Origin of the sequence: Pontibacter chitinilyticus (assembly GCF_039748935.1) — a bacterium.
In the GTDB taxonomy this organism is placed as follows: Bacteria; Bacteroidota; Bacteroidia; order Cytophagales; family Hymenobacteraceae; genus Pontibacter; species Pontibacter chitinilyticus.
On the sequence record NZ_JBDIZJ010000003.1, the window covers coordinates 412,168 to 437,560 of the forward strand.

Annotated in this window: 19 protein-coding genes and 1 tRNA gene; 10 read left to right on the forward strand and 10 right to left on the reverse strand. The window is 50.8% G+C overall.

The window, feature by feature from the left end; all coding sequences use genetic code 11:
- The first annotated feature begins 7 nt into the window (after positions 1 to 7).
- Entirely contained in the window at positions 8 to 1,258 is a 1,251-nt protein-coding gene (locus ABDW72_RS08130; protein ID WP_347158034.1) for a thioredoxin-like domain-containing protein, read from the forward strand.
- 216 nt (positions 1,259 to 1,474) lie between these two features.
- On the opposite strand, the gene ABDW72_RS08135 is transcribed toward ABDW72_RS08130, so the two are convergent.
- Positions 1,475 to 2,437, reverse strand: a complete 963-nt coding sequence (locus ABDW72_RS08135; RefSeq protein ID WP_347158035.1) for an NAD-dependent epimerase/dehydratase family protein — start codon at positions 2,435 to 2,437, stop codon at positions 1,475 to 1,477.
- A gap of 199 nt (positions 2,438 to 2,636) precedes the next feature.
- Here ABDW72_RS08135 and ABDW72_RS08140 point away from each other — a divergent pair, with 199 nt between their 5' ends.
- Positions 2,637 to 3,299 (forward strand): thioredoxin family protein, encoded by a 663-nt coding sequence (locus ABDW72_RS08140; protein ID WP_347158036.1) that lies wholly within the window; start codon positions 2,637 to 2,639, stop codon positions 3,297 to 3,299.
- Positions 3,300 to 3,348: 49 nt separating this feature from the next.
- Here the strand turns inward: ABDW72_RS08140 and ABDW72_RS08145 are convergent, their stop codons facing one another.
- Together ABDW72_RS08145 and ABDW72_RS08150 are read right to left on the reverse strand one after the other, a co-directional pair.
- Complete coding sequence (locus ABDW72_RS08145) at positions 3,349 to 3,780, reverse strand: VOC family protein (RefSeq protein ID WP_347158037.1); 432 nt, start codon at positions 3,778 to 3,780, stop codon at positions 3,349 to 3,351.
- Between the two features lie 42 nt (positions 3,781 to 3,822).
- Complete coding sequence (locus ABDW72_RS08150) at positions 3,823 to 5,766, reverse strand: peptidylprolyl isomerase (protein ID WP_347158038.1); 1,944 nt, start codon at positions 5,764 to 5,766, stop codon at positions 3,823 to 3,825.
- A 341-nt stretch (positions 5,767 to 6,107) separates the two neighbouring features.
- Between ABDW72_RS08150 and ABDW72_RS08155 the strand changes: the two genes are divergently transcribed.
- The 4 genes from ABDW72_RS08155 (at position 6,108) to cysK (ending at position 9,802) form a co-directional block, all read left to right on the forward strand.
- Complete coding sequence (locus ABDW72_RS08155; RefSeq protein ID WP_347158039.1) at positions 6,108 to 6,605, forward strand: hypothetical protein; 498 nt, start codon at positions 6,108 to 6,110, stop codon at positions 6,603 to 6,605.
- A 114-nt stretch (positions 6,606 to 6,719) separates the two neighbouring features.
- Positions 6,720 to 7,904 carry an MFS transporter gene (locus ABDW72_RS08160; protein WP_347158040.1) on the forward strand — a complete coding sequence of 395 codons (1,185 nt, stop codon included), beginning with the start codon at positions 6,720 to 6,722 and terminating at the stop codon, positions 7,902 to 7,904.
- 137 nt (positions 7,905 to 8,041) lie between these two features.
- Positions 8,042 to 8,875, forward strand: a complete 834-nt coding sequence (gene epsC, locus ABDW72_RS08165; protein WP_347158041.1) for a serine O-acetyltransferase EpsC — start codon at positions 8,042 to 8,044, stop codon at positions 8,873 to 8,875.
- Between the two features lie 12 nt (positions 8,876 to 8,887).
- Entirely contained in the window at positions 8,888 to 9,802 is a 915-nt protein-coding gene (gene cysK, locus ABDW72_RS08170; protein ID WP_347158042.1) for a cysteine synthase A, read from the forward strand.
- Between the two features lie 92 nt (positions 9,803 to 9,894).
- On the opposite strand, the gene ABDW72_RS08175 is transcribed toward cysK, so the two are convergent.
- The 5 genes from ABDW72_RS08175 to ABDW72_RS08195 all read right to left on the reverse strand — a co-directional run bounded on the left by ABDW72_RS08175 (position 9,895) and on the right by ABDW72_RS08195 (position 18,363).
- Positions 9,895 to 10,662 carry a hypothetical protein gene (locus tag ABDW72_RS08175; protein ID WP_347158043.1) on the reverse strand — a complete coding sequence of 256 codons (768 nt, stop codon included), beginning with the start codon at positions 10,660 to 10,662 and terminating at the stop codon, positions 9,895 to 9,897.
- 105 nt (positions 10,663 to 10,767) lie between these two features.
- Positions 10,768 to 10,841: transfer RNA gene (locus ABDW72_RS08180), tRNA-Ala, on the reverse strand.
- A 119-nt stretch (positions 10,842 to 10,960) separates the two neighbouring features.
- Complete coding sequence (locus tag ABDW72_RS08185; protein ID WP_347158044.1) at positions 10,961 to 14,233, reverse strand: TonB-dependent receptor; 3,273 nt, start codon at positions 14,231 to 14,233, stop codon at positions 10,961 to 10,963.
- A gap of 184 nt (positions 14,234 to 14,417) precedes the next feature.
- On the reverse strand, positions 14,418 to 17,603 hold the full coding sequence (locus ABDW72_RS08190) for a TonB-dependent receptor (protein WP_347158045.1): 3,186 nt from the start codon (positions 17,601 to 17,603) through the stop codon (positions 14,418 to 14,420).
- Positions 17,604 to 17,733: 130 nt separating this feature from the next.
- Positions 17,734 to 18,363, reverse strand: coding sequence for a C40 family peptidase (locus ABDW72_RS08195; protein WP_347158046.1), 630 nt, complete (start codon positions 18,361 to 18,363; stop codon positions 17,734 to 17,736).
- 72 nt (positions 18,364 to 18,435) lie between these two features.
- Here ABDW72_RS08195 and ABDW72_RS08200 point away from each other — a divergent pair, with 72 nt between their 5' ends.
- Positions 18,436 to 19,890 carry an FAD-binding oxidoreductase gene (locus ABDW72_RS08200; RefSeq protein WP_347158047.1) on the forward strand — a complete coding sequence of 485 codons (1,455 nt, stop codon included), beginning with the start codon at positions 18,436 to 18,438 and terminating at the stop codon, positions 19,888 to 19,890.
- A gap of 71 nt (positions 19,891 to 19,961) precedes the next feature.
- Here the strand turns inward: ABDW72_RS08200 and ABDW72_RS08205 are convergent, their stop codons facing one another.
- Positions 19,962 to 20,174: a hypothetical protein gene (locus ABDW72_RS08205; RefSeq protein WP_347158048.1), complete on the reverse strand. Its 213-nt coding sequence runs from the start codon at positions 20,172 to 20,174 to the stop codon at positions 19,962 to 19,964.
- 16 nt (positions 20,175 to 20,190) lie between these two features.
- Positions 20,191 to 21,018 (reverse strand): alpha/beta fold hydrolase, encoded by an 828-nt coding sequence (locus ABDW72_RS08210; RefSeq protein WP_347158049.1) that lies wholly within the window; start codon positions 21,016 to 21,018, stop codon positions 20,191 to 20,193.
- Positions 21,019 to 21,246: 228 nt separating this feature from the next.
- Here ABDW72_RS08210 and asnB point away from each other — a divergent pair, with 228 nt between their 5' ends.
- From asnB to ABDW72_RS08225, 3 genes are all read left to right on the forward strand, one after another.
- Positions 21,247 to 23,157 carry an asparagine synthase (glutamine-hydrolyzing) gene (asnB, locus tag ABDW72_RS08215; protein WP_347158050.1) on the forward strand — a complete coding sequence of 637 codons (1,911 nt, stop codon included), beginning with the start codon at positions 21,247 to 21,249 and terminating at the stop codon, positions 23,155 to 23,157.
- A gap of 95 nt (positions 23,158 to 23,252) precedes the next feature.
- Positions 23,253 to 24,599, forward strand: a complete 1,347-nt coding sequence (locus tag ABDW72_RS08220; RefSeq protein WP_347158051.1) for a UDP-glucose dehydrogenase family protein — start codon at positions 23,253 to 23,255, stop codon at positions 24,597 to 24,599.
- Positions 24,600 to 24,606: 7 nt separating this feature from the next.
- A partial coding sequence (locus ABDW72_RS08225; protein WP_347158052.1) for an NAD-dependent epimerase/dehydratase family protein occupies positions 24,607 to 25,393 on the forward strand: 787 nt, incomplete at its 3' end.

The window sequence follows — 25,393 nt, forward strand, 5'->3', positions numbered from 1 at the left end:
TTTCCGTATGAGCTATTCTAAAACGAGCAAACACATGCACCACTTCCCTAAAGTCGTTTCTGTGCTGGCAGGTATGCTACTTCTTCTTGCCTGCCACCGCGAAGGCGAGCAGGCGAAGTATAAATACCTGATCAGGGCCGATGTAAATAACTGCGAAGGGTGCCTGGTAAAGCTATGGACAGATGCTTCGAGGAATATAGATGTGATAGATTCTGCGGTGGTGCAGGATGGCAAATTCAGTTTTAGAGGAGAAGTACCGGATTCGGGCTTCTATGAGGTGAGCCTGATAACACCTAAAGCTTTTATAGATGCAAACGTTTTCCTGCCTGCCGACAGCATTCACATCACCATGGATGCCGAGAAGAAGCTTCGAACAAAGTTCTACACGAGAGAGCATGTGGGCTCATCGCTTAAAAACACCTTGATCTTTTCTACCTCCCCTATACAGGCGGAGCTGGTGAACTATCTTTTGATACGCGATAGCCTCTGGGCGAAGTTCTTTGATGACAAAGACTTGCTGATTGCCAAGTTCCGGCAGACCTATGACTCCGGTGACAAGGCGTTGGTGCAGCAATGGGCAGATTCGGTAGAGAACATGCGGTACCGCTTTTCAAGTTACATGTCGTATGCAGCTGATGTGTTCATTAAGAAAGGCGCAAGCCCCGAAGCTACTATCTTCGCGCTGATCGACAACAGAGATGACGGGATGGCAGCCGCGCGTTTTCGGACTTACCTCGAGGCCTTGCCAGCCGCTTACCGCCATAGCCACGAAGGACGCTACTTAGAGGAATACCTGAAGGAGTATGCGCTGCCTAACAAGGACAATCAGCGCTTTGTGGGGGGCCGCATCCGCCACCTGGATTTTGCTGGCAAAACGCCCCGGGGCGAAGAAATAAATGAAGACAGCATCTTTAAAGCAAACAAGCTCACGCTGGTGGCGTTCTGGGCCAGTTGGTGCGAGCCCTGCCGACTGGCGCTGCCGAAGTACTATGGGCTTTATCAGAAGTATAACCAAAAAGGCATGGGCTTTATTGCCGTTTCAATGGATAACAATGCCGATGCGTGGCGGAAGGCCATCGCCACAGATCGCCTGCAGGTACACCACATTTCCGAGTTGCAAGGGACAATAGGAGAGGACATGCGACGCTTTGAGATCAAAGGCATCCCGGCCAATATGCTGGTTGATCCGACAGGCAAAATCATGGCGGTCGATATTTCGCCCGCAGCACTTAAAAACAAACTTCAACAAAGCCTATAATTTATGCTTGGGCAGCACAAGTAAACCCACTAAAGTGGCCGAAACGTAAATCCTCTTTTAAAGTCTGCGTTGTCTTTATCGGAAAAATGCTGTAACTTCACAACATAAAGAGCAGAGGCAGTGATGTTTTTATGGCCTTTTGCGTGTGTAAATGCCCTTTCTGAGCTTTTCTGCTGACAGATCAGGCTCTTTCCGTAAGAGGGTGTCGTGGTGGAGTTATATTCCTGATTTATACTTCCTGAACCAGTCCAGTGTAGCTGCTATAGCCTGCGGCATGGGCGTGTGAGGCAGGTCGGGGAGTGCCCGTTGCAGTTTGTCATCTTGCAGCAGCAGCGTATTGTCCCACAGGTAGCTCATTTCGTGAATCTCACGCATACCCGGCAGAAACCAGCCAAGCACCTTAAAAAGCCCCTTGGGATAAACTTTATACTTCGGTTTAGTGCCTGCGGCGGCAGCAATCTGCGCCTGCCATTGCTTTATACTTGGCACCACTTCGCCGGCATAGTTATAAAGTGCATAGGGCTCCTGTGGCTGTTGCTGCACAAGAGCATAAAAGGCGCGGGCAGCATCAGTCGTATAAACCAGTTGGTGCGGAATATCATTGCGGCAAAGCCACGGCATCGCTTTCCCTGATAGGGCACCAGTAAAAATAGGAGCAAAGCCCGCATTCAGCACATTGGGGCCCCAGAAGTCCGGCAGCCGCAGGTTAATAACCTGGCACTGGCCCTGCAAGGCGGCTTCCTGTAACATCTGCTCCAGCTTTACGCGGATAGCGCCTTTCCGGCTGCAGGGCTGTTCTGCCGTAGTTTCTGTGATGGGGCTGGTGCAGCCATAGTTGTAAATATTGCCAGGAAACAGGACCGTAGCTTGGTTTACAGCGGCGGCTGATATAACGTTCCGGGTGGCCTGCTCCATGTTGCCAGCCCATTTTTCATACGGGTAATTGACACCATGAAAAATGTATGTGGCTGTAGCACCCAGTTTTTGCAGGAGGGGCAGGTCCTGTACATCGCCTTCTACCAGATGCAGGGCAGGGTGCGGGCCAAATAACCTTTCGGCTTTCAGCCTGTTCCGGACAAGTAGTGTTACCTGCTCTTGCTGCCGCAGCGCCTCTAATACAAAGCTGTAGCCGATGCTACCGGTGCCGCCTAAAATAAGAAAATGCCTTTTTGCTGTCATGTCTGTTACATAAGTACAGCACAAAGGTAAGGGCAGGGCGCACGCTGCCCGATGACGAATGCCGCAATCCGTTTGACCAATTGCGCAAAAAAAGCATCGCAGGAAAAACGGCATTGGGAGTAGCGGCAGGAACTATTTATATGTAGTATTTGTAATATATTATTAAGAGTATTTATAAACTAAATCAACAACTGACGATATGATGGAAACACTGATGACGCAATCCCCCGTTACCCATGAGCAACTGGCCAAAGGCATGTCTTACACAAAGTACCGGGAGTTGATTGACAAACTGTTGGCAGCAAATAAAACAACCGGAGAAAACCACTCGGAAGAGATGGTGGCCTATACCCGTATGAACCTGCACCGCATGCGCCGCGTGGACAAAACAACCGTGCTGGACGACGAACTGGTGCAACTGCTACTAAGTGTACAGACCAAAATGGTGTGGGTGGTGCTGACGGAAGCTTGGTGTGGTGATGCCGCTCAAAGCTTGCCGGCTATCGTTAAAATTGCCGATGCTTCGCCACTGATCGAACTGAAGTTGCTCCTGCGTGATGAAAACCCTGACCTGATGGATCAGTATCTGACCAATGGCGGGCGCTCTATTCCTAAGTTGATTGCCTTAAAAGCAGATACTTTAGAAGTGCTGGGTACCTGGGGACCACGCCCACAGCCGGCGCAGCAACTTTACACAAACCTGAAAGAGAAGCAGGTACCTTATAAGGAGTTTGCCGAGCAGTTGCACAATTGGTATGGCAAAGATCGTAGCAAAACCCTGCAGCAGGAATTCAAGCAGCTGCTGCGCACCTGGTGTGAACTCACAGCACCCGAAGACCAGACGGTGCCCCGTTGCTCTTAAGTATAAAGAACATTAATAAAAAAGGCGACATGCTCACATGTCGCCTTTTTTATTGGCCGATTCCGGAAGAGGGCATCAGTACCAGGCGCCAGCCATCCGGATCTTCGATGGTTACACCGCCTTTTTCGTGCCAGTAGGGGTTTTCCGGCTCCACCACCGGATAGCTTAATTGCACCAGTCGCGCCACGATGCTATTTATACTTGCCTGCACCGGCAAGTATAGCACCAACAGGTTGTCGCGGCTCGGAGCAGGGCAGGGGCTACCTTTTTCGTGCTGCGTAAACTCCAGGTGGTAAGGCAGGCCCGGCAATCCGATCATGATGCCGCTATAGCCCTGGTGCTTTTCAAAGGAGCCGAGCTTCTGCAGCCCGATACCGGCACAGTAAAACTGCTCCACTTCCTGGAGCTTATCTGTAGGACGTGCCAAGCGTACCTGCACCACCGGCAGGTGCTCCGGCCATAAATTGTTGTCTATTTGCATTGCGCTACTTGTCTGAGGCGGAAAGACACACCTGCTAAGCCATTACCGCAGCTCCACCGAAAGGATCTTGTCGCCTACTTCTAACTGGTGCACGATGTCCATTCCTTCTACAACTTTCGCGAAAATAGTGTAGCGGCCATCCAGGTGTGGCGTAGGGGAGTGGGTGATAAACCACTGGTTACTTTCCGTGTCTTTGCCGGCAGAAGCCATGCCCACATAGCCCTCTTTATACTTTAAAGGAGCAAACTCAGAGCGGATAGAGTAGTTAGAACTGCCCCAGCCATCCCCACGCTTATCGCCGCCCTGCACTACAAAGTTGGGCACCACCCGGTGGAAGTATAAGCCGTTGAAAAAGCCTTGTGTGGTCAGGTCTACGAAGTTGGCCACGGTGCCCGGCGCATCTTCTACCAACAACTGCAGCACTACGTCACCCTTTTCGGTATGCACTACGGCCTGCTGGTCTGCCGGAATGATTTTGACCATGGCCCAATTTATAGGGTGGGTAAAAGGGTTCTGCGGCATTTCACCTTCACCTTTGCCACTCATGAAGTTGATGGTTTTCTGCAGCTCCAGGTTGGTCTCCATGTCGCGGGGCAGTTGCAGCTTTTGCTGGGCTGCTGTCAGGAAGTTGATATCGCGGTACTGGCTACGCAGGTTAAACTTGGGGTCGCGGATAGCAGCGGCGGCCATTCCCACCAAAGCGACATCACCAGTGCCTACCGCGCGTTCAAAAATAGCGGCAAACTCATCTTCCAGCCCTTTCGGGAAATCCTTCTGCTGCCGTATCGTAATGAGCGCATCCATCGCTGCGGTAGCAACAGCTGGTTGTTGCGCGGTAAACATGGCATCGGCAATAAACGGGTAGTTCTCATAATCGCCAGCCAGCCCTTTCAGCAGGTGTGCTTTGTCATAAGCCGAGCGGGCATTTTGGTATTGCTGCTTATAGCGGCTGTTCAGGTATGGCCTGTTTTGCGGCTGTGAGTTATGCAGCACCACCCAGATCAGGTTACCACGGACACGGGCATCCTGCACCTTGGTGAGCGCCTGCAGCAAGGCCTCCGGCTCTATGCCGGCAGGATTTGCCTGCAGGTATTCAGCTGTAGCGATTGCTGTGTTGATGTTTTTGTCCTGCAGTGCCGCCAGAATCGCTGGCTTCACTTCGTTAAACTCTAGTCCGCTCATGGCCCGCACAGCACTCAGGCGCACCCGATAGTCCGGGTCGCTTTGGGCAATGTTGGAGAGAATGCGCGCTTTGTCCGGTGCGTTGATCTTATTGAATGCCGCAGCGGCAGCCATGCGTACTTCGGGCGTTTTGTCGTTTGTAGCAGCATTTAGAATAGACTGGCGATAAGGTGTGAGATTTTGTTTGGTGATGCGCATGAGGAACTGGGCAGCTGCCAGGCGGGCCTCGTCAGGAGTGGCGGGTGATAGAAAGCCGATCATTCGTTCTACTGCCTGCTGGTTATATTGCTGGCGCAACCCTGCCCGGTACATTCCCCATGCCTGTCCGATTAGCGCTGCGGGCGAAGCCGCCTGGAAAGTAGCCAGGTAATTGACGCCCGCCGAGGTAGCAACCTTGCCCAAAGCTTCCAGCAACTGGGCCTGCACGGCCGGGCGCTTTTCCTGCTGCAGGTGCTGGATCAATCCGGTTTCTGCTTTGGCGCTGCCTGTCTGGCCCAAGGCATAGGCGGCGGCATCGCGCACGGCTGTTGTGGTGTCGGAGAGTAGTTGCAGCAGGGACGGAATTGCCAGTGTATCCTGTACCGAAGCAAAGGCCAGCGCCGCCTGGCGGCGGTACTGTGGTTTGTTGTTGGTGAGGTAGGGTAGCAGTTCAGCAGTGCGGCGCTCATCCTGCAAAGTATAAATGTGCTGCAGCGTGGTATCTCCAAACTTATTCTTAGCTGTAGGTTTAGGACTTTGCTGTGGTAGTTGCTGGCAGGCGGAAACAGCAAAAGCAGCTACAGCCAGTAAATATCTAATTTTCATTATATTAATACGTTTCAATCTTCAATATAATTAAAAAATTGTGATTGCAGCTACAGGAGCCACACATGCAGGTATATGATTAAAAAATTTTGAAATAAAACAGGTAATACTTACATTGAGCCAGATATGAACCTCTGAAGCAAAAGCAGCCATTTTAGGATAAACTGTAAGATGTAAGCTTTAAGAAATAGGATAAAAATTATTTTTTAAAGCTGTGAATTTAGCACAATAAAACAGCGGCACAATTTTTATAGCCTCATGCAGCTACCCGTAGTTGCAAGATAGCCCAAGGGAAAACAGGAAAGCAAGAAAACAACTAACTTAACGTATTACACATCCGCATGTATCAAACTTTATACGCTCCCGAAAAGCTGAAGCAAACAAAACGGTTTATGCTGTTGGCAGGTTCTTTTTTAATGACAGGCGGCACCTATGCTTTGCTGCGAGAGCTGTTGTGGGAGGAGCAGTTCCGCCTGGGATGGGCAGTTGCGTGCGGGGTGATACTGCTGGCCGGAGCCGTGCTGCTGGCGATGGCTACAGGCATCATCCACTTAAAGGAAACTTATTTTTCGCTGACGCCAGAGCATGTTGCCTTCCGGGTAGCTATTTTCGGGAAGGAGCAACTGCTGCCGTGGCAGGAGGTTGAAAAGCTGTGGATAACGGAGTACTTTGTTGTTTTTGAGCGGGAGAACAGAAAACCTGTTATCATACGTTTAGGCAGCATCCAGCAGCAGGAAGTGGCACAGCAGGTAATTGACAGCCTGCGTGCTGTGGCACATCGCAAAGGTATCCCGATCAACGGCGTGAACCCGCAGTACCAGCAGGCTGCAGCCATGTAAGCAGGCAATAGCGAACCGGTACAGGTGCGGAAAACCGTTCATATTACCAGCGAGCGTAATTTCTTTAGTACATTTCAGAAAGCTTTGGCACCTTTGTAGCTGTAACCAGCAGCTATGGCAAATCAGATTTCACGGGTATACGGGTTACAGTTTGGCTTGCTTTGCCTTAGCTCCTTCATGTTCTTCGCTAGCTTCAACATGATAATCCCGGAGCTGCCCGACTACCTTACCAGCTTGGGCGGCGAAGCATACAAAGGGCTTATTATTTCGCTTTTCACCCTCACGGCCGGGTTGTCCAGGCCCTTCAGCGGCAAACTGGCTGATAAGATCGGGCGGGTACCAGTGATGCTGCTGGGAAGCCTGGTCTGTATAGTGGCAAGTGCCTTATACCCATTTACCGGATCCGTTGTCGCGTTTCTGCTGTTGCGATTTTTGCATGGCTTTTCTACCGGCTTCACACCTACAGGTAAATCGGCGTATGTGGCCGATGTGGTGCCGCTGGAGAAACGAGGCGAAGCGATGGGCTTGATGGGGCTCTCCGGCAGCTTAGGTATGGCGGCAGGGCCAGCAATAGGCAGTGCCGTAGCCAACCACTTCTCCATTGATACCATGTTCTATGCGTCGTCAATAATGGCCTTCCTATCCGTAGCCATTATCGCGCATATGCGGGAAACGGTAAAGCATCCGCAGCCCTTCCGTTTCAGTATGCTGCGCCTCTCACGCCAGGAGATCATCGAGCCGCGGGTACTGGCTCCCTGCTTTGTTACCTTCTTTACCTACTTCCCCTACGGCATCATCCTCACGCTCATACCTGATTTTAGCGAACACCTGGGCATCCAAAACAAAGGCATCTTTTTTACCTGCTTCACACTTGCCTCGCTGGCTATTCGTTTTCTGGCCGGCAGGGCTTCCGACAAGTATGGCCGCGTGCAGGTGTTGGTGTGGAGCACCCTGCTGCTTACCCTGGCGATGGCGTTGCTGGGGATGGTAGAGTCTTTGGCTATGCTGTTAGCGGTGGGCGTGCTGTTTGGTGTTGCTAACGGCATGAACTCGCCTACCCTTTATGCCTGGACGATAGACTTGAGCCACGAAGCACACCGGGGCCGGGCGATGGCGACGATGTACATTGCCCTGGAAGCTGGTATTGGCATTGGAGCACTCTTGTCGGGTTGGCTGTATAACAACAGGCCGGAGAACTTTCCGGTGGTGTTTTGGTCGGGCGCAGCTTTTGCGCTGGTAGCCTTTATTTTTATGCTATTCAAGATAAGGAGTGGCCGGCAACTAGAAGAACTTGCCTAAATTGCCAACAGCTACTGCCCGTATTAACCTGTAAATGGTCGGTGCTTTCAGGCCCGGCAAACAATCGGACGGGTTGGCAGTATAGAAGAAAGGTAGTATGCTCTAACGCATTGGAGCATACTCTAAATGCAACCAGGATGAACAACCAGTTTTTACATGTGCTGTTCGAGCAGCACCAGCGGGCGCAGCACCAGGTGCCCGCCTCTGCTATTTGCCAGCTCATGTCTGGTGTGTTGCAGCTGCTTTTTCCCGTATTATCAGAAAACCGTTTTGAGACGGAAGAGGCCTTACGGGCGTATGCATCAGACCTGGAGCAGCAGTTGATGCATGTGCTGCATAGTATGGAAGCGCGCCTGCCATTGCCGCCCGAGCAACTGGCGCAGGCTATGATGGAGCGCCTGCCGGTGATTCACCGCCTGTTGCTGGACGATGCCGAGGCCATTGCCTCCGGCGATCCGGCGGCGCAAAGTATAGAAGAAGTGATCCGCACTTATCCCGGCTTTCGGGCTGTCGCCATTTACCGGCTGGCACATGAGCTGTATAAATTGCGGGTGCCGCTGCTGCCGCGAGTGCTGTCAGAACAGGCCCACGCCGCTACCGGCATCGACATACATCCGGGGGCGCAGATTGGCACACATTTCTGTATCGACCATGGCACCGGTCTCGTAATAGGAGAAACCTGCGTTATTGGCGATCATGTGAAGGTATACCAGGGTGTAACACTTGGGGCGCTCAGTGTGGATAAGGCCATGGCCAACATCAAGCGCCATCCTACCATTGAGCATCATGTGGTGATCTATGCGGGCGCTACCATTCTGGGAGGAAATACCGTGGTGGGTGCCTACAGCGTAATTGGGGGCAACGTATGGCTTACAGAGAGCGTACCGCCTTATTCGCGGGTATACCACCGGCCACAGATCCATGTGCGCCAGTATGAAGACCCGGCAGAAGTGCTTAACTTTTCCATTTAACAGCAGCTATACATGAAAGCGACATCTATTTTAGAGACAATAGGCCGCACCCCAGTGGTGCGCATCAATAAACTTTTCGACAAGGATGTGGCCGTATGGATGAAGTTGGAGCGCAACAACCCTGGCGGAAGTATAAAAGACCGCATCGCCCTGGCGATGATTGAAGATGCCGAGCGTAGTGGCGTACTGAAAGCAGATAGTATGATCGTGGAGCCTACGTCCGGCAATACGGGGGTGGGGCTAGCTATGGTGGCTGCAGTAAAAGGCTATCCGCTGCTGCTGGTAATGCCTGAGTCAATGTCGATCGAACGCCGCCGCCTGATGACTGCATACGGAGCCAAACTGGAGCTGACGCCACGCGAAAAGGGCATGAAAGGTGCCATAGAGCGGGCGCGGGAAATCGTGCAGGAAAACGCGAATGCCTGGATGCCGATGCAGTTCGACAACGAGGCAGGGGTGGAGGTACACGTACAAAAGACGGCACAGGAAATACTGGACGATTTCCCAAGTGGGGTAGATTACATGATAACGGGCGTAGGCACCGGCGGCCATATTACAGGTGTGGGCAAGGTGCTGAAAAAACGCTTTCCGGACTTGAAGATCTATGCAGTGGAGCCTGCCGCTTCACCGGTGCTCAGTGGCGGCCAGCCGGGGCCGCATTCGCTACAGGGCATCGGCGCCGGTTTTATACCCAGCATTATGGATACCACCCTGTTAGACGGCACCATCCAGATAGAGCAGGCAGATGCTTTTGACTATGCTCGCCGTGCTGCCCGCGAAGAAGGTATTTTTGTCGGTATTTCATCGGGTGCTTCGCTGGCAGCCGTGGCACAGCAACTTGAAACAATACATGAAGGCGCTACAGTGCTGACCTTCTGCTACGATACCGGCGAACGCTACCTTTCGGTAGAAGGCTTGTTTGTGTAGCTATCCAGCTATTCCAAGTATAAATTAAATATAAATAAAGAATTAACAAGAGAAGCCCTGCCCTGATTTTCCATAGGGCAGGGCTTCTCTTGTTAATCGCCGGAAACAAGCGCTGTCATACGCCATTGGCCTTGTTTGTTTTTGTTGAAGAGGGCTCGGTACCCTACCGGGCTATATAGATCGCTTTTGTAAAGATAGCCATGCAACTGCCCGTCCGGCGAGCTGACGTACCACCAGGTTTTCTCCCGCCCATTTTCCTGCAGCGGGTAAGATTTGTTGTAGTCTGTTTGCAGTATAACGCGGCCGAGGGTACAAATAGCCGGTGCGCTGCTGTCTGGTTCTGCACGAAGTATAGCGCCATCCCGCACCACCGCCTGGTAAGCAAAAGCATCCAGCGAGTCTGGCCAGGCGCTATACACATAAGGTAGGGCAAATGTGCTGTTGGTACTGTCCTGGCGCATGTAGGTGCCGCCTAACTGCAGCAGCTGGTGCAGCAATGGCCATATCGCAGCGGTTTGATCTTCAAGCTGCCAACGCTTTTTGAAGCTACTACTGCCACCACTCCCGTCAAAGCCAGTAGCAATGTTCGGGTCCAGGAGTGAGGTGAGTTGCTGTGCATCACGTTGCTGTACAGCCTGCTGCAATTGCTGTAGAAAGTGCTGTAGCGAAGCGTCTTTGATTTCATCTGTTGCTGGAACAAAAACCGGTGCCGTTATCTGGCAGCGATTGTGCGTAGCAGAAGTAATAGTCGAATCGGGAAGTGTGGCTTGCTCCGGCTGCTGCGCAGGTTTAGAAGTATGGTTGCAGGCAGCCAGGCTGAAGGCAAGCAGAATGGCAGTGACGCAAGCTATGTGTCGCATGGTGAGGAAGTATAAATGAAGAACTATCTGTATGAAGATACAACTACTTTATCATTGCTAGCAGCCATAAAATAAAAAAGGCGGCTACATCTGTAACCGCCTTTGTGGAGAATATCGGAGTCGAACCGATGACCTCTTGCATGCCATGCAAGCGCTCTAGCCAGCTGAGCTAATCCCCCTTGTGTGGCACAAAAATAGAACAAATATTTTAGATGCAAAACATCCCGTGGAAAAATGTGCAAAAGAAAAAGGGGCAGCTTTCGCTACCCCTTTTCAGAAAAATTTCTACTGAAGGCAATTAGTTGAAGATGTAGCGGATGCCTACCTGCGCTCTCCAGCGGGAAATGTCGCTGGTGTTGTCGCGGAAGGATTCTGTTAATACTGTTTGCGCAGCTGCGTTCAGGTATGGGAAAGAAATCATCGGCTTGCCATCGGCGGTGTAGCCGTTAAAGTTCAGCAAGCTGGTTCTGTTGGTGGTTTGCACGATGCCCCAGTTCTTGTTCAGCAGGTTACCAAAGTTAAAGATGTCGAAGCTTAGCTGTAGCGTATTCTTCTTGCCACCTACGTTGGTAAACAGGTCCTGCAGCAAACGTACGTCCATACGGGTTGTCCAGGGTGTTTCAGCACCATTACGCTCAGCGTACTGGCCTCTTCTGCTGCTCAGGTAGTCGTCCTGAGAGATGTAGGCATCCAGCTGGTTCCACAAGGTGCCGGCATCGCGGGTGTCGGTGCCGTTAGCGGCTACCAGTACAACCTCGCTGGCGTCTCTTGGCACGTAGATCAGGTCATTAGACGATTGCCCGTCACCATTGATATCGCCGGAGTAAGTATAAGAGAAGCGGTTACCGGAAGCTACTTCAAAGAAAGTAGAAAGCGAGGTAGCCAGGTGGCCGATGTACTCCTTCTTGTACGACAAGGCTAAGATGGCGCGGTGCTTGGTCAGGTAGTTAGAGTAAGAAAGCGCATCTGCATTCGGGTCGCCAGATACTTGTCTGTCTCTCCAGATCGACTGGGCAATAGAGCCTCCGTCGTTTACGGAGCGGGCATCGGAGTAAGTATAGGCAACACTGGCGAACAAGCCGTTGCTGAAGCTCTTCTGCAACTGGCCGGTCAAAGTATAAGAGTAACCTTTGCTGGTGTTATCCATAACAATCGCGTCGCTGATGTTGGAGTAAACACGGTTCTGGTTCACCAATACCAGTTTGCCATCTCTGTTTGGCTCATAAACCGGGTTTCCGTTGGCATCTACCTTATAGTAAATAGGGCGGTTATCAGCGCCTTTAGCAGTGCTGGTGGCATTTGGCAGGTTGGCATTGCGATGGTACACAGAGTTCACGTCTTTGGTGTAAATCGCCTCGAGGGTACCTATAAGACCGAAAGGCAACTGCTGGTCAACAGCCAGGTTGCTGCGGAATACCTGCGGAAACTTGAAGTCTGGGGAAGTAACGGCTAAGTTATAAGAACTTGCTGCTGCGCCTCCTTGCGGAATATTTGCTGTTACATCCGGGTTGAAACGGTAGCTTTGTTTAGTATCAGTGAAGGAACCGAACAGCACACCGTTGTTAGAAGCCTGGTTAGAGATCCACACAAATGGAACACGGCCAGTGAAGATACCTGTACCGCCACGTACCTGGGTGGTAGCGTCGCCTTTTACATCCCAGTTAAAGCCGAAACGCGGAGACCAAAGTACTTTCGTGTCCGGCAGTTTACTTACATCGATCGCCTCCCCGTTACGGAAGCTCATCGCTTCTACAGCCGTATTTGACAACAGCTCTGAATTGAAGATCGGCAGGTCGGCACGCAGGCCGGCAGTTAACTTCAGGTTGTTCAAAACAGCGTACTCATCTTGGGCATAAAAACCAAGCTGCATCGCTTTGATCACCGCGTAAGGGAATGCACCACCTGGCACAGCAGAGTACTGCAGCTGGTATTCAGTGGCTTTAGCTGTTCCGGTGTTTACGTCATCATAAAAGTCCTGCAGGCTGGCGTAGCGGTAACGGCCATAGTAGTTCGGAGCAAAACCGTTCGTGAATTTGTAGGCTTCGTTAGATGTACCCAGTGTTATAACGTGCTTGCCGGCGAAGATCGAGAAGTTATCGCTCAGCTGGTACACGTCAGAGTTGAGCAGGTTGTTTGCTGAGAAAGGCTCGTAACCGAAAGCTGTTAAGCTCGCTTTGCTGCCGTTCTCAATGTCCACCAGCGGGAAAATACCGCCGCGGCTCTCCCGGAAATCACGGAAGCCGGTATAACCCAGGATCAGGTTGTTGGCGAATCTGTCGCCGAAACGGCTGTTTAACTCACCAATAAACGAGTTCAGGTTGTTGTTGATCACGTAGTTGGAAGACTTGAACGGAAGCGACGTAACGCTTGGCTGGCGGTTGCCGGCAGGTGCGCCGGAGTTAGAAGCCGGAATATCTTTCCACGATTTCAGGTAGTTATACTTGAAAGAGAAGGTGTGGTTCTTGCTGATGTTCCAGTCAATCTTCGCGTTCAGCTTGTTGTTGTAAGTATCCATGTTATAGTTCTCGAAAGGACCAGTTTCGTAGTTGAACTTGTCTTTCAAGAATTTGCTGAGTTCCTGTAGCTGGGCAGCATCTGCTGTAGAAACGTTGGAGCCAGACAGTCCCGGGCGGGAAGCCACAAAGCTGGAGCCTGGAGAAGACTGTCGTTCCTGCTCATAGTTAGCGAAGAAGAACAGCTTGTCTTTGATGATCGGACCGCCTAAACGTACGCCACGCTGCGACAGTGAGAACTCCTGCTTTGGCATCTTCGTGTCGCCTACATTGCGGCCTACTAAGCTTTCGTTACGACCAAACCAGTAAACGGAACCGGTAAAGTCGTTGGTGCCTGAGCGGGTAACGGCATTGATGCCGGCACCTGTAAAGCCACCCTGGCGCACGTCGTAAGGGGCCAGGTTCACCTGAATCTGCTCAATGGCATCCAGCGAAATAGGCTGGGCGCTTGTCTGAGAGCCTACGTTGGCCTGCAGGCCAAAAGAGTTGTTGAAGAGGGCTCCGTCAATGGTGGTGTTGTTGTAGCTGCTGCTGCGGCCGGCAAACGAGTTGCCGTTGGCCTGCGGTGTCAGGCGTGTAAAGTCCTGAAGGCTGCGGCTAAGGGTTGGTAACTCCTCGATCTGCGCACGCGATACGTTGGTGGCAGCACCGGTACGGTCGGTGTTAATGATGTTGTCTTTTTTGCTGACAACCTCAACTTCGTTCAGGCTCACATTTCCTGAAGTAAGTTTAAAGTCCAGCGACAGGTTTTGTCCAAGCTTCAGGAAGATGTTATCCACTCGCTGTTCCTGGTAGCCTACATAACTTGTTTTGATGGTGTAAGGCCCACCTACGCGCAAGTTCTGAAAGTTGTAACGACCATCAGCATTCGTGCCAGCCACATACTGGGTGTTCGTAGGGGTGTGTACTGCAATTACAGTTGCCCCCGGTAATCCCTCTCCGCTAGCATCGGTAATTTTACCGTTCATCGCGGATGTGGTACTTCCTTGTGCCCAGGCATGCTGCACCAGCAGCACCATCGCCATGATGAGGCACAACAAACTAATAAACTTTTTCATAAAGGGTTGGTTGATTTGCGCGCAAAAGTAGTGGGATGCTTTCACATTTCAAGCAGGTGATTGTTAAATATTTATTACCATACTTGCTGCTAATTCTGATGTCTAAACACCAGCTAAAAAAAGGCAAAAAAGAAAAGGCGGAGCTGCTGCTCCGCCTTTTCAATACAAAATTCTGAAGGTGTTTTTAGTTGAAGATATAACGAACGCCAAGCTGGCCTCTCCAGCGTGAGAAGAAGTCGCTCACGAAGTATGGCTTGCCATCTGTTAAGCCTCGGCCTGTGTAGTTAAACGATGGGGTAGCTGTTCCGGCTCCGCCAGCGATGTCAATCAACTGGTTGGCGTTGAACGAAGCTTGATACTGTCTGCCCCAGTCTTTGTTGATCAGGTTGCCTACGTTAAGGATGTCCAGCGATACCTGCAGTTTGTGGCTGTTTTCAGCATGCTTCAGAGCAAACTCCTGCATCAAACGCAGGTCTACCTGGTTTTGCCAAGGCAGCCTGTCGCCGTTACGTTCTGCATATTGGCCTCTTCTGCTGCGCAGGTAGTCGTTGCCCTCAATAAAGGAGTTCAAAGCAGTCCACTGGTCAGCGGCAGATGTCACCACATTGCCATTTGAATCTTTAATGTCAACCAGGTTGATTTCGCTTTGCGCGGCTGGAACGTAGATCAGGTCGTTCGTACGGCCTGCGTCTCCGTTGATATCGCCATTATAGATGTAAGAAAGTGGAACGCCAGACTGGCCATTATAGAAGGCGGAAATAGTTGTAGAAGAGTAGTTTCCGAGCTTCAGTACGTAGCTCAAAGCCGCTACTACACGTGAGCGCACATCATTGTCAGAATAAGCTTCCTGTACATTGTTCAGGCCATTTACCTGGTTTACGTTGATCCAGTTAGAGCGTGCCTGGCTGGAGCCGCCCGGATTTACGTCTTTAGCGCGGGAGTAAGTATAGGCTATAGAGCCAAACAGGCCATAGTCAAATGTTTTCTGTACCTGAGCTGTGGCGCTGTAAGAGTAGCCTTTGTTGGTGTTGGTCAGGTAAATAATGTCCTGGAAGTTGTTACCAGCTATGCGGCTGAAGATAGGGCGATTGTCCGTGCCTGCTAAGGTGCCGGTTTGCTCCAAGTTCAGGTTCTGGTAGTAGATGTTGTTCAGGTTGGTAGAGTAAATACCTTCCAGGGTAGCGATAAAGTTGCCCGGCAGGCGCTGGTCAATGGCAGCATTATAGCGCACTAGCTGCGGGAACTTAAAGTTAGGATCTGTGATATTGATCTCCGCTGTTCTGTCCGATAGGCCTACAGAAGTAGCTGTTGGTTGTGTATTCGGATCCGGGTTAAAGCGAAGTGCATCCAGTGTTGGGTTGCCGTTTCTGCCTGGTGTTAGTGAAAGGCTACCCAGCAGCTGGCCTGTGTTGGTGTATTGGTTGGCGATCCAAACAAAAGGAGCTCTGCCGGTAAAAATACCAACACCACCGCGCAGCTGCGTGTTATTGTTCTTAAACACGTCCCAGTTTACGCCCAATCGTGGAGAGATCATAAACTGAGCACCTGGCGTTTTGTTTGTAGCTAAGCCACGGTTTGCAAAAGCCTCGTTAAACTCCTGGTTTACCGCTGGTTCGTCGTTAAAAGTAGGAATATCGAAGCGGATACCGCCTGTTACTTTCAGGTTATCCAGTATGGCATACTCATCCTGAGCATAAAAGCTGAGCTGGTAGGCGCTAAAGTTGGCACCTTCCTGGCGGTTTGATGTACGGGAGTAGTTGCGGAAGAAAGCTGATGGAGCTGTTTCAGCAGGAGTGCCGATGGCTTCAAAGGCTTCGATGGAGTTATACTCGTAGGCACCGAATTCCTGGCGGATAAACAGGTTATACGTTTTGTAGAATTCGTTGCTGGTACCCAGGGTAAAGGTATGCTTGCCCATAAACATGTTGAAGTTGTCTGTTACGGTAAACACATCCTGATCCAGCTGGTTTTGCACAGAGAAGGGCTCACTGCCAAGGGCAATGGTTCTGCCACCGCTAAGGCGAAGCGTAACCGATGGGAACGGGTCGCCTGCAATGCCTCTGTCATCACGCACAGCAGTATAACCTACGATTGCCTCGTTGGCAAATTTGCCTTCACCAAATGAACTGCGCAGTTGCAGAACAGTTGAGTTTGTAGTGCTCGGGAATACCTGCGCATTGTTGGAAAAGCGCAGGGCATTCGGGCTTCTAGAGTTGTCGATGTCTTCGCCATGCACATAGCTGTGGCGAAGCGTTAACTGGTGGTTGTTGTTAATGTTCCAATCCAGACGGGCAAAGATCTTTTCGCTGCTTGTTTGGTCCTGCTGCGATAAAAAGCTGCCTGGGTCATATCCCAGACGGTTCGCTACGGCAAGCACACGGTTTGCTTCGGCTACGCTGATGTTAGAAGAAGAAGTGCCTGGTTCGAAAAGAAGCGGCGCTGTTTTATTTGTTTTTTCACCGTTCAGGAAAAAGAACAGCTTGTTTTTCAGAATTGGGCCACCTACTCTGAAACCAGCCTGGTAATCGGTGTATTCCGGCAGTTTGGTTCTTTCAGCGTCCGGGCTTTTGCCTACCAGCTTTTCGCTGTTGCCAAACCAGTATGCGGAACCAGTAAATTTGTTAGAGCCACTGCGAGTAATGGCGTTGATACCCCCTCCTGTAAAGCCGCTTTGACGTACATCAAACGGAGCAATAACAACCTGAATCGCCTCAATTGCATCCAGCGAGATAGGCTGTACGCCTGTCTGACCACCGTTTGTGCCAGAAGAGGACAAGCCGAATACGTCGTTATTCACCGTACCATCGATAGAGAAGTTATTGAAACGGTTGTTCTGGCCTGCAAAGGAAGTGCCGGAGCCGGCGGTAGAGGCCTGTGGAGTTATTCTGGTAAAGTCCGAAAGGCTTCTGGTAATAGTAGGCAAGGACTCGATCTGCTCGGTAGATACTTGAGTAGAAGCACCCGTTCTGTCGATGCTGATCAGGTCGTCATCTTTGCTAACCACCTGTACCTCACTCAGCGTCTGGCTGCCAGATAACAGCGTAAAGTTCAGGGTAAGGTTCTGGCCTAGGCCAAGGTTGATGTTATTTGTAACTTTATCCTGATACCCTACATACTTGACCGTAATTGTGTAAGGGCCTCCTACGCGCATGTTCTGGAAGTTATAACGTCCTTCTGTGTTGGTAGGGGCAACGTACTGGGTGTTGGTAGGAGTGTGCACTGCAATTACCGTAGCTCCCGGCAATGCTGTTCCGCTTTCATCCTGAACCACGCCGTTCATCGCGGCAGTTGTAGTGCCCTGCGCCCAGGTAAACTGCAGCGGGAGCAGCGTTACCAAGCACAAAATCAGGGCTTTGTAAAAGTTTTTCATAAATACGATTAAGTGGTTTTTGCAAAAATACCGCTTAATCGTGTAAAAGTCTTTCTGTTTCTGTTATTTTAATGTAAAAAGAGCGACTTGTGTCTAACATGCAGCTATTAACAAACTGTATGTTAGTAGGTTAAAAATCCTGCGGCCGCACTGCTTTTATGAAAATCTTCTGAAAATAATCAGACATCAGGTTATTTTCTGTTACGCCCAGCGAACTGGAGGCATGTATAAACCGGATGTCATCTTTGCCGTTCACCTCCGTCACCATGCCTACGTGCGTCACATTGTTACTGAACCTGTTGGCGCCGAAGAATACAAGATCACCCTCGCGTATGCGCTTCAGCTTTACCTTTTTGCCATAATGGCTCTGCTCGTCCGAGGTGCGGGGCAACGTAACGTTTATACTTTGAAAAGAGGTACACAGCAGTCCGGAGCAGTCCATCCCGACGCGGGTAGTGCCTCCCCATTTATACGGTACGCCGGTGTAGGAGCGGGCAGTCTGTATTACGGTGCTCACCTGTTCGTCGAGGTTGCGTGGTATATGGGTGCGGCTGGTGCGGTCTTTGGAGGTGGCAATGCTTTTGCTGCGGCTCGTGCCATTGCGGCGGGCTTTGCGTTCTGCCCGTTTGGCGGCGGCAATCTCCCGGGCTGATTGGTACGTTTCGCCCGGTTTGCTAAAAACAACTTGCGAGGATTGGCAGGAAGCCATCAAGGCCAGGAAAAAGATTAACAGGGCAGAGGTAGTAAATAATGTTTTCAAGGCTTATTTTTAGCGAGAGTGAAACAACGTATTCTGTTTGGCTAAATTAAGGATTAACCTTTCGTATCAAAAATGAAATTTAAAGAAGTAACTCCGGCAGTTGTAGCGGCCCTAACCGACATAGTAGGAGAGCAGCATGTAGTGCTGCCTGACGCTACCGACGACATGCAGCGCTACACGCACGATGAAACCGAAGACTTGTGCTACCATCCGGAGATAGTGCTTAAACCTGCTAACGCCGACGAAATCAGTCGTATTATGCATTACTGCCACGAAAATTTTGTGCCGGTAACGCCACGAGGAGCAGGTACCGGCTTGAGCGGCGGCGCCCTGGCAGTGCATGGCGGTGTGGTGCTTTCTACCGAACGCCTGAATAAAATTATCCACATCGATGAGCGCAACCTGCAGGCAACAGTGGAGCCGGGCGTGATCACACAAGTATTTCAGGAGGCTGTCATCGAGCGGGGCCTCTTCTACCCGCCTGACCCGTCGAGCCGGGGCAGCTGCTTCTTAGGTGGCAACCTAAGCGAGTCGAGCGGCGGCCCGCGGGCAGTAAAGTATGGCGTTACCAAAGATTATGTGCTCAACATGGAGGTGGTGTTGCCAACCGGAGAGAAGACTTGGACAGGCGCCAACGTGCTCAAAAATGCCACGGGTTATAACCTGACGCAGCTGCTGGTAGGCAGTGAGGGCACCCTGGGCATTATTACCAAAATCGTGTTCAAGCTTATTCCATACCCGACGCAAAACCTGGTACTGCTGGTGCCTTTCCGGCAGGAGGAAGAAGCCTGTGCAGCCGTATCAAAGATATTTATGGCAGGCATTGTGCCTTCGGCGCTCGAGTTTATGGAGCGCGAGGCCATTGACTGGGCCGACCGCTACCTGGGCCTGAACCTGCAGCGGCCGGAAGAGGAACGAGCGCACCTGCTTATAGAACTGGACGGGTATGACATGGACCTGCTGTTTAAAGATGCGGAGCGGGTATACGAAGTACTGGAAACCTATGATGTAGGCGAAATACTGGTGGCAGACAACGAAAAGCAGAAAACTGAATTGTGGCAGCTGCGCCGCAACGTGGCCCATGCCGTTAAAGCGAACTCTATCTATAAAGAAGAGGACACGGTAGTGCCCCGCGCAGAGCTGCCGCAGTTGCTGAAAGGTGTAAAGGAGATTGGCCGCAAGTATAACTTCAAGTCTGTTTGCTACGGCCATGCCGGTGATGGCAACCTGCACGTCAACATTGTAAAGGCCGATATGAGCGACGAGGACTGGACGTATAAACTATCTGAAGGGATAGAAGAAATTTTCAGGTTGTGTGTTAGCCTGGGCGGCACCATTTCCGGGGAGCACGGCATTGGCCTGGTGCAGCGGCCCTACATTCATCTTGCGCTCAATGAGGTGCAACTGCGGCTGATGCAGGGCATCAAAGAACTATTCGATCCGCATGGTATCCTGAATCCCGGCAAGATATTCCAGCCAAAGCAAGAGGCCGCCGTAACCCACGACAGACAGTTAATGAATCCGTAAGCACAAAAAAGAGGCGCAGCAAGTATAGCTGCGCCTCTTTTTATAAGTATAAGTGTCTTTGATGCCTGGCTTTATAAGGCAGGATGCGCCTGCTCTGCAAGGCTGCAATCCATTTCGCGTAAGTGCTGCCACGACTGCATCAGGCTTTTATACACCGAATGGCGGGTAATGTTGTTTGTATATTGCTCGGGCTCTGGTTTGCCGTATAGTTCATCTTGTGTCCGGGCGATATTGTTGTTGGTAGCGTCTGTAAGGTTCTGGCTCTGTAGGTTCTCTGCTTTCATGGTGTTTCAAGTTTAGTTAGGTCTGGTAGTGTTCTACTGCATGCTTCTTCTGCTCTTCTTTTATAAAATTCTGCACGTAATGTGCTACTTCGGTTGCGTTGTGCTCCTGCAAAAAGTGGCCTCCATCTTCAAAATGGATCACGTAACACTCATGGAAAAATTTCTTCCAATGCTGTAAGGCTTCGATTTTTATCAGCTTGTCGCGTTCTCCCCAGAGAATGAGCGTCGGGATGTCCTGTATCCGCTTTCGTTGCTGCCAAAGCTCCTCATACCACTTGCTGGCGCCCACCAGTTCACGGGCACAGGCCAGCTTTTTAACACAATCCTCCGGTTGGCCCAGCGCCTGCACATAATGCTGTTTCAAGGGTTCCGGAAAATTCTCAATATCACCAAAAAGCTCGTTTACAAGTGTTCTGGTTGATACGTTTAATTTGGAATGCAGAAACTTGCCCAGAGGCCCCACCAGGTATTTGCTGGCTTTCGTAAAGGTCTGATGCCTGGAGAGGGACCAGGTCCAGGAGTTCAGCATCACAATGTTTTTCACATTGCCGGGATGCCTGATGGCATAAGCCAGGCCAATTGGAGTGCCAAAGTCATGTGTCAGCAGGGTAATGTCTTTGAGCTGCAGGTGCTCCATCAGCTTTTCGAAGTTGGCGGCATGGGCACGCGGCTTGTAGCTCCAGTTCTCCGGCTTGTCCGAAAGGCCGAAGCCAATCATATCCATGGCAATGCAGCGATAATGTTTGCGAAGGATCTTGATCAGGTTACGGTAAAGGAATGACCAGGAAGGCGTGCCATGCAGCATAACGATGGGCATACCCTCTCCCTCATCTATATAGTGCATTTTGCCTGCCTCTACTTGTATATATCTCGACTTAAACGGATATTCCTTCCTATCCAACCAATCCGGCTTCATAAAAATGACTTAGGTGATATGTAAATAGCTATACTTTTTATCCGGAGCCAGGTTGTTGAAACAGGTGAAAATAGGTTGATCCGGTGCAAAAAATTAGGCGCCGTAGGTGTGAACAAAGGGAAGGCTAAAAGATAAAGTATACCTTTACCTAAACCTATGTGCGGACTAACAGGAGTATATGCTTTTTCGGAAGGTGGCCATGCGGCATTGGCCCGGCTGCGGCAGGCGTCGGCAGCGCTGCGGCACCGCGGCCCCGACGCTGACGGGCTGTATCTGCATGGCTCCGTGGGGCTGGCGCACCGCCGCCTCTCTATCATTGATCCTGCCGCAGAAGCAAACCAGCCCTTTTCAGACGAGAGCGGTCGCTACACGATCATCTTTAACGGCGAGATATTTAACTATAAACAGCTGCGGACTGCCTTGCAGCAGCAGGGAGTGCTCTTCCGAACAACCTCAGACACAGAAGTGGTGCTGCAGCTATGCATGCGGGAGGGGCAGAAGTGTCTGCATAAACTGCAGGGCTTCTTCGTGTTTGCAATGTATGATGCCGCCACCGAAAGCCTGTTTATTGCCCGGGACCGCTTCGGCGAAAAGCCGCTGCTCTACTACAGCGATGCCAATCAGTTTCTATTCGGCTCTGAGATGGCCGCGCTGCTGGCGCTGGGTGTTCCACGTGAAGTAGATTGTGTGTCGCTACTCCAGTACCTGCAATTAAGCTACGTGCCGGCTCCTGCTTCTATGTTACGGGGAGTAAGAAAACTGCTGCCTGGCCACGTCCTGCACATACAAAAAGGGCAAGTGCAGGAAGAAGTATGGTATACCTTGCCTTTTAATGCCGCAAAAGCAGCTCGCAACCCGCAACCTTACGAGCAGCAACAGCAGGCACTGGCACAGCTAATGGAACAAGCGGTGGTAGACCGTCAGGTAGCTGATGTGTCGGTCGGCGCTTTCCTGAGTGGCGGCATCGATTCTTCCGTAGTAGTAGCACTAGCTGCGAAACACAATCCGTCACTTCAAACCTTTTCAATTGGTTTTAAAGAGCAGCCATACTTTGATGAAACACACTACGCCCGTCTGGTAGCACAGAAGTATAAAACAGACCATACCGAACTGCTGCTACACACCGGCGACCTGTACGAGCACCTATGTGGCATGCTAAACAACCTCAGTGAACCTTTCGCTGACTCGTCGGCACTGGCCGTGTATGTGCTGAGTAAGTATGCAGGCAAGCGGGTAAAGGCTGTACTTTCCGGCGATGGAGCCGACGAACTGTTTGGAGGCTATAACAAACACCGGGCATTCTATAGCGCTGCAGCGGGAGGTGCAACTACCCGAGCAATAAGGCAGCTTCGGTGGCTGTGGGATGCCTTACCTGCATCCAGAACAGGGGCGAGGGGTAACAAAGTGCGGCAGTTGCAGCGCTTTGCCCAAGGGGCTGCCATGCCGGCGGATGCACGCTACTGGTTTTGGGCCTCTTGGCAGCATGAAACAGCGGCTGCAGCTTTGCTACACCCTCAGAAAAGAGCGTTTGCCCTTGCCGAATCATACTACTCAAGAAAAAAAAGTGTTCTCAACCCCCTTGTTGAAAACCCTGTAGACCTGAATAGCGTACTGTTGGCCGACTGGCAACTGGTGCTGGCAAATGATATGCTCCCTAAAATTGATTTGATGGGGATGGCTAACAGCCTTGAAGTCAGGAGCCCGTTTCTGGATCACCGGCTTGCCGCCTATGTTTTTACATTACCTGCCAGCTCTAAAGTTCAGGCAGGTATCCGGAAAAAGATTTTACAGGAAACATTTCGGGAGGCTTTGCCGCCCGAGTTGTTGAAAAGGCCTAAAAAAGGATTTGAGATCCCGCTGCAAACGCTGTTGAAATCGGAAGGGCGGCATCTGGTGGAAGAATATCTGTCAGATGCATTTGTAGCAGAACAGGGTATGTTTGATGTACAGCAGGTCAGAAACTTACGCCAGCAACTGAACTCAGCTTCATCTTCTTCCGTTGAAACCCCGGTATGGATGCTGTTGGTCTTTCAGTATTGGTGGAAGCACCACCTGCAGGCTCATTAGTTATTTTCTGCGGCAGTTTTACGCAATTAGTGCATCATATTAAAGTATACATAAAAAGAATAATTTTATATTTGTAACCTCAATCTATTAAGTTTATGAGAATAGCCGTAGTTGGTACTGGGTATGTAGGCCTGGTAACAGGAACTTGTTTCGCCGAAGTTGGTATTGATGTGATTTGTATTGATATCGACACTAAGAAAATTGATAATCTTAAAAAAGGCATTCTTCCTATTTATGAGCCGGGGCTGGAAGAAATGGTGGCGCGAAACACGCAGAAAGAACGCCTCACTTTCTCAACAGATCTGGCTGCCAGTATCCAGGGCTGCGATGCGGCCTTTATTGCGGTAGGCACACCTCCGGGTGAAGACGGCAGTGCCGATTTGAAGTATGTGTTGGCAGTTGCTCGTAGCATTGGCCAGAACATGAACGACTACGTGGTAGTAGTAACAAAAAGCACTGTGCCGGTTGGTACTGCTAACAAGGTGCGTAAGGCGATTGAGGAGGAACTGGAGAAGCGTGGCGTTAACATTCCGTTTGATGTGGCCTCGAACCCTGAGTTCCTGAAAGAAGGCGCTGCCATCGAAGACTTCCTGAAGCCGGATCGTATTGTGGTAGGCGTTGCCTCTGACAGAGCAGAGAAGGTGATGAAGAAGCTGTATAAGCCATTCCTGATGAACGGGCATCCGCTTATCTGCATGGACATCCCTTCTGCCGAAATGACCAAGTATGCGGCTAACGCCATGCTGGCCACCAAAATCAGCTTTATGAACGATATCGCCAACCTGTGTGAGATTATGGGCGCTGACGTGAATATGGTGCGCAAAGGTATTGGCTCAGACGCCCGTATTGGTAATAAATTCATCTACCCGGGCATCGGCTACGGCGGCTCCTGCTTCCCGAAAGACGTGAAAGCGTTGATCCGCACTGCTTCCGATAATGGCTATCAGATGCGCGTACTGCAATCAGTGGAAGAAGTGAATGAGAATCAGAAATCAGTATTATATAATAAGATCAGCAAACACTTTAACGGCGATCTGGCTGGTAAAACCTTTGCTATTTGGGGTCTTTCCTTCAAGCCAAAAACTGACGACATGCGTGAAGCACCGTCACTAGTGATCATCCAAAAGTTGCTGGAGCAAGGTGCCAAAGTGCGGGCCTATGATCCGGTGGCTATGAAAGAGGCACAGCACACGCTGGGCGACAGCATCGAGTATGGTCGTGACGAATATGAAGCTTTGATTGATGCCGATGCTTTGCTGCTAGTAACAGAATGGCCTGAATTCCGATCACCGAACTTTAACGTAGTAAGTAAGCTCATGAAGAACAAAGTTGTGTTTGACGGCAGAAATATCTATGATGCTGCTGACATGCGCGATAAAGGCTTCGTTTACTACGGAATTGGCCTGCAGCAGGTCATTCAGGAAGAAAATGCAGCAGTTTAACTAATATATGTCTAAAAAAAGAGTATTGATCACAGGTGGTGCGGGCTTTCTGGGCTCGCACCTTTGTGATAGATTTATTAAGGAAGGGTACCATGTCATTGCCATGGATAACCTGATTACGGGCAACCTGGAAAACATTGAGCACCTGTTTAAATTACAGGACTTCGAGTTTTACCACCACGATGTCTCTAAGTTTGTGCATGTGCCGGGGCACCTGGATTATATCCTGCACTTTGCCTCCCCCGCCAGCCCAATCGATTATCTGAAAATTCCGATTCAGACGCTGAAAGTAGGCTCTTTGGGTACGCATAACCTGTTGGGCCTTGCCAAGGCCAAGAATGCCCGCATGCTAATCGCCTCTACTTCGGAAGTATATGGCGATCCACTGGTACACCCGCAACGCGAGGATTACTGGGGCAACGTGAATCCAGTAGGTCCGCGTGGCTGCTACGACGAAGCAAAGCGCTTTCAGGAAGCCATGACTATGGCCTACCACATGCACCATGGTTTGGAAACCCGCATTGTGCGTATCTTCAATACGTATGGTCCACGCATGCGCCTGGACGATGGTCGCGTACTGCCTGCTTTCCTGAGCCAGGCTTTGCGGGGAGAGCCGTTGAGCATCTTTGGCGATGGCAGCCAGACCCGTTCGTTTTGCTATGTAGATGATTTGGTAGAAGGCATTTACCGCCTGCTGCTCAGCGACTATGCGCTGCCGGTAAATGTGGGCAATCCTTCTGAGATCACCATCAGAGAGTTTGCCGAAGAGATATGTAAGCTGACAGGTGTAGAGT